Here is a 3,723-nt window from a genome sequence, read left to right as displayed (position 1 = left end):
ATTTAGTTTAACTTATAAAAATCATGAAACACTGTTCGAATTTTAAGCGTGGAACATGAATAATCAATAAAAAGCCGCTCTGGTGGGCTTTGTTGCACAAACCTATCTGTACAGGCTTTTTCAGCGATATAATTTTCAAATGAAGAAGCCTACACACAAAATCTACCGCACAACCAATTGGTCCGCATATAACCGAGCACTCATGAATCGCGGAAATATTGCCATTTGGTTTGATCCTGCTACGCAATGGTGTGCGCCATCAAAAGGCAAACAAGGGCGAAATCAAACCTACTCCGACGCAGCTATCCAATGCTGCTTAATGATTAAATCCTTATTCCGTCTATCTTTACGTATGGTCACTGGCTTTGTGCAAAGTCTGATTAAACTTTGCGGATTAAATTGGACCGCACCAGATTACAGTACGCTTTGTAGAAGACAAAAGCATATTGATATTGCAATCAGCTACCAAAAAAATAGCGATGGACTGCATCTACTCGCAGACTCTACAGGCATGAAGTTTCTAGGTGAGGGCGAATGGAAACGCAAGAAACATGGAGCTGAATATCGTCGCCAATAATGACGTATAAAGTTTTATCTAATTTTTCTTTTTATCCAATTTAAAATTAGGTGCGTACACGGCCTCAACTTTCAATAAAGTATAAAAGGTGTTTGTGTAGGCAATACCCTTACTTTTGATAAGCCAAAAGAAAGCAAAAGCCTTTGTTACACATACATAACATCCCTATTATGATGGATAACGTGTGGCATCCCTGCCACACTCGTGTATCCAAACGTTGCTTAAATTAAACTATGTAATAGTGGCGACATAAAGGTGCTCTTATCGCTATATATTAAAAACTTAGTGGAACACTGTTTCTAAAGCTTTTAAACCCACTTTGGGATCAAGTAGACCGTTGTAAATTTCAGGGATTTCACGTTCCACCCCAAAAAATTCATAAATGGCAAGCATCGCCCCACGAACTGAATATTCCACAGTAAAGACCACGTCATCTTCAATTTCCACAAACTGTCCAAGGAAAGCAAAGTTTTGTGAGCCTTGTGGAATTACCTGTGGACGATCCCCCGGTTTACGGCAGGCGAATAGGGCAGAGGCGTATGGCATCATGGCGGTAGTAACATCAGTCGTTGCCAAAACATGATCTAAAATGTCGTCAAAACCGAGCTGTTTAATCAGTTCTGTTAGGATTTCTTGCCCCGTGGCTTCGGACATTGGTTTTTTGATGTAATCGCCTATATGGTCAATTTGGAAACCGTAGCCCCATAAGGTATATAAACCTTCAGGTAAGTCGGCAAAGTGTGGCTGTGCAGGAACCACGATGGATAAATGCCAACCCGACTCATACCAAGTCATGAGTGCGCCTGTGCCTGGTTCATTGCCTGTATAGTCAATAATACGTTTAAGTAGCACGTCATCTTTCATGGTCAGAGTGAAAGACTCCCACTTATGTTCATCGACATTGCCATAAAAAGTCATTGGACGGCCAAAGTCTGGGGCTTTTTGTGCCAGCGTTTCCCAAAGCGTCCAGCCATGATCTTCTCGATGACGAATAAGGGCAGGCACGTCATGATTACCGCCATAACGTGAGTCTGCTGTAATAGAGCCTAAAGTGAAAATAGCTAAATCATTGGCTTTCAGATTAATTTGCTCTGAGCCTTCAGGCAATTGTACATATAGGCGTGAAGCGTAGCGTTCTTGAGTTTCAGCATTGGTAATGAAGTCTGCATCTGTGACATAGTGTCCAAAACGCACATCGACGCCTTGTGCGACTAGCCAACGCTGTAGGGGCAGAATCATCGAGTCATATTGGTTGTACTTGGTCCGTTTCACACCTGCTAAGGTATGAATGCGTGGCAATTCTTGAATAAAACGCAAGAAATAGCGTCTTAACTCTGCTGCACTGTGCCATTTTTGAAAAGCGAAAGTCGTGCGCCACATGCGCCAGAAATTGGTTTCAAAAAAGGCTTCATCAAAAAACTCATCAATACGGCGACTGCCAATTTTTTCTTCTTTTGAAGCCAATAGGCGCAGCATCTGTGCACGATGTAGTGTATTCAGACCAAGCTTTGCTGCATCCGCAATGACATGTTCGGCATCAATCAAACGTGCATTGGCGTGGGTTTTCACTTGTTCATTAAATTCACGACATTCTTCACGCACCGAAATGTCTGGATTTTCCAAAGATGGAATACTGGAAAATAAGTCCCATAGGCACAAATAAGTTTCATCGGTCAGCATGCGCCCGCCACGTGTTACCCAAGCTTGTGCGGCATGCGGTGTATGTCCGCCATCCATCGAGCCACCTGAAATATCGAGTTCTTCTAAAATATGGATATTTTTGGCAGGGACTTTGGCATCACGGATTGCAAATGCAGCGGCAGCCATACCTGCAATACCACCACCAATGATCCAAAGATGGGACTGTTGCGCGTCTAATGGGGTGCGCTTCTTATTTTGCATGGTTCACCTTTAATTATGATGTTAAAAATTATGAAGTTAAAAATGTGGTTTTTAGAAATAAAACCTTATAAATAGTAAGTCTTTTTATATATTAAAAATGCATGAAAAGGGAAGCAACCCCCTCATTATATTTTGTAATCGAAAATAGACGTATGATGGCTATTTTTAATACACATTTGTATTTTTTTTAAAATAAAATATAATTTAAGCAATTGATTTTATTATTTTATTGAGTAATCACTCTATTTTGATCATATTTGTTTGTGTCTGAAGAATGTGTTTGAAACTAGGCTTTCTATTGATCATTAAAAGATATAATTGAATAATAGATCTCTTTCATAAATCAAAAAACGAGCACCTTTTTGATTGATATTTGTACTCTAATTTTCTTAGCATTCGTGCATAATCTGCGGATGAAATACATTGATTCAAAGAAGCTTTCTGAAACACAGTTTAAGCGATATACAGGCATCTCATGGTCAACCTTTTATTTAAATGGTTGAGCAATTGCAGAAGCATGTTCCAGCTAAAGGCAGACCACCCAAGTTAAGTGTGGAGGATCAGGTTCTGCTCTGTCTGAACTATTGGCGGGAATACCGAACTTTATTTCACATTGCTACGAGTTATGGGGTTTCAGAGCCTACAGCCTCAAGAATTGTACGTCATGTTGAAGATTGCCTGATTCAGTCCAAGCTGTTTAATTTACCGAAGAATTTGCCCGAAAGCGAAGGCATAGACTGGAATGTGGTGATCCTGGATGCCACAGAAATTCCAATTCAAAGGCCTAAAAAAACAGAAGAAAAACTATAGTGGCAAGAAAAAGACCCATACCTTTAAAGTACAGGCCATCATCCATTATAAAACTCAGCAAATTCTGAGTTTATGCACTGATCGCGGTACGGTGCATGATTTCGAGCTATTCAAACGCAATTTAAAGCAGATTCCTTCAGGAGCTTTTATCCTTGCAGATAAAGGCTACCTGGGAATTTATGCTGTGTATCCTAATAGCCTGTTGCCGTTAAAAGCCAAAAGACGCTGTAAACTGGATCCTGAACTCAAAATCTATAATCAGGAAATCAACAAAAGAAGAATCGGGATCGAGCATGTATTTGGGCACTGTTGCAAATAACCACGAATGGTAAGCTGAAGACTGTTTTAGCTAAAGATGCAGCATATGAATCCTTTCCATGGTCGGCATTTTCAGGGCGAAATCATTCTTTGGGCTGTGCGCTGGTATTGTAAAC

3 protein-coding genes and 1 pseudogene are annotated in these 3,723 nt (G+C 40.4%); 3 read left to right on the top strand and 1 reads right to left on the bottom strand.

Features of this window, described 5'->3' with window-relative positions:
• Positions 1 to 139: 139 nt before the first annotated feature.
• Positions 140 to 574 (top strand): annotated as a pseudogene (locus C9E89_RS21880) (IS5 family transposase); the annotation flags it as partial.
• A 285-nt stretch (positions 575 to 859) separates the two neighbouring features.
• Here the strand turns inward: C9E89_RS21880 and C9E89_RS21875 are convergent.
• Positions 860 to 2,479, bottom strand: a complete 1,620-nt coding sequence (locus tag C9E89_RS21875) for an oleate hydratase (RefSeq protein ID WP_107010214.1) — start codon at positions 2,477 to 2,479, stop codon at positions 860 to 862.
• A 495-nt stretch (positions 2,480 to 2,974) separates the two neighbouring features.
• On the opposite strand from C9E89_RS21875, the gene C9E89_RS24200 reads away from it, so the two are divergent.
• A complete protein-coding gene (locus C9E89_RS24200) occupies positions 2,975 to 3,289 on the top strand; it encodes a transposase family protein (RefSeq protein WP_171250768.1) in 315 nt (104 codons plus the stop codon).
• Positions 3,237 to 3,608, top strand: a complete 372-nt coding sequence (locus C9E89_RS21865) for a transposase (protein ID WP_024160689.1) — start codon at positions 3,237 to 3,239, stop codon at positions 3,606 to 3,608. Before C9E89_RS24200 ends, C9E89_RS21865 begins: the two co-directional genes overlap by 53 nt.
• Positions 3,609 to 3,723: the final 115 nt, after the last annotated feature.

This window comes from Acinetobacter sichuanensis, from assembly GCF_003024515.2.
Classification (GTDB): domain Bacteria; phylum Pseudomonadota; class Gammaproteobacteria; order Pseudomonadales; family Moraxellaceae; genus Acinetobacter; species Acinetobacter sichuanensis.
The sequence above is the reverse complement of the archived record's forward strand: the minus strand, read 5'-3'. Positions and strand labels throughout refer to the sequence as shown.

Excerpts from the sequence above, each read along its gene's own strand:
- C9E89_RS21875 (WP_107010214.1), bottom strand. The coding sequence starts at position 2,479 with ATGCAAAATAAGAAGCGCACCCCATTAGACGCGCAACAGTCCCATCTT.
- C9E89_RS24200 (WP_171250768.1), top strand. The coding sequence starts at position 2,975 with ATGGTTGAGCAATTGCAGAAGCATGTTCCAGCTAAAGGCAGACCACCC.
- C9E89_RS21865 (WP_024160689.1), top strand. The coding sequence starts at position 3,237 with ATGCCACAGAAATTCCAATTCAAAGGCCTAAAAAAACAGAAGAAAAAC.